Below are 1,044 nucleotides of genomic sequence, written 5' to 3' on the forward strand. Positions count from 1 at the left end.
CAGCAGCTTGCACTAGCAATTCTGGAGACAAAGTTCCATCAGAAATATTGCTATGTGTATGTAAATCTATGCCTTGCATCTTTTATACTATGCCATTCACCAAACCTGATCAGATACTCTAACATGAAAGCACTACTGGACTTTGTTCCATTAATTATTTTCTTTTATTTATATAAGACAGTTGATCCAGCCGATACACAGCATCCTTTACTCAAACTGATCGGGTCTGCTGGCGGTGTTGATAATAATAATATTCTTGTCGCTACTACCGGTTTAATTATTTCAATGCTGGTAGTGTATGGTGCGTTGTTCATCATGCAAAAGTTCCGTCTAGATAAACAGCAATGGATTGTGCTGTTCATGACAGTCATTTTTGGTGGTATTACCCTTATGTTGAGCGATGATTTTTACATCCGCTTAAAAGCCGCTATTTTAAATCTAGTTTTTGCAGGTGCTTTCTTAGTTTCACCTTGGTTTGGTAAAGACCGTAAGCCTCTTATCCAACGTTTATTTGATCCGATTTTAGCCTTAAGCGAAAAAGGTTGGAAAAATTTAAACTTTGCTTGGGCAGCTATGTTTGTCGTGATGTCTGGTTTACATGTTTTCTTTGCGTTTTTATTCCACGGCGGAAAATATTGGGGCGAATTTACTGCATTTGGTGACATGATTGTCATGTTTTCATTTATCATTATTCAGTTCATTATTTTACGTAAACATTTTAAGTCACCAGATGCTTAATGTGGTTTCGGATTGATTATAGAGATACGATGACATGCCTTTTTTTGTTCTAAGCTGTACCGATAACGAAGGAACTCTAGAGAAACGTTTAGCAGTACGTCCTCAACATATCGAACGTTTGCAAAAACTTGATGATGAAGGTCGTCTAGTTGTTGCTGGAGCGATGCCAAAAGACCCTAATGACCCGCAAGCTGGTTTTTATGGCAGCACCATGATTGTAGAGTTTGATACACGTGAAGCTTTAGATGAATGGTTAAAAGAAGAACCATTTTTGAAAGAAGGCATCTATAGTCATGTTGATGTCAA

General features: G+C 37.5%; 3 protein-coding genes. 2 read left to right on the forward strand and 1 reads right to left on the reverse strand.

All coding sequences use genetic code 11. From position 1 onward, the window contains the following. Window positions 1–79: hypothetical protein (locus VXQ92_RS21035; RefSeq protein ID WP_416683073.1), on the reverse strand; the 79-nt coding region annotated here is incomplete at its 3' end. Between the two features lie 44 nt (window positions 80–123). Here VXQ92_RS21035 and VXQ92_RS21040 point away from each other — a divergent pair. Next, complete coding sequence (locus VXQ92_RS21040; protein ID WP_000645707.1) at window positions 124–738, forward strand: septation protein IspZ; 615 nt, start codon at window positions 124–126, stop codon at window positions 736–738. A 34-nt stretch (window positions 739–772) separates the two neighbouring features. After that, a partial coding sequence (locus VXQ92_RS21045) for a YciI family protein (protein WP_416683072.1) occupies window positions 773–1,044 on the forward strand: 272 nt, incomplete at its 3' end.

The sequence above is a fragment of the Acinetobacter sp. 228 genome, assembly GCF_048147885.1.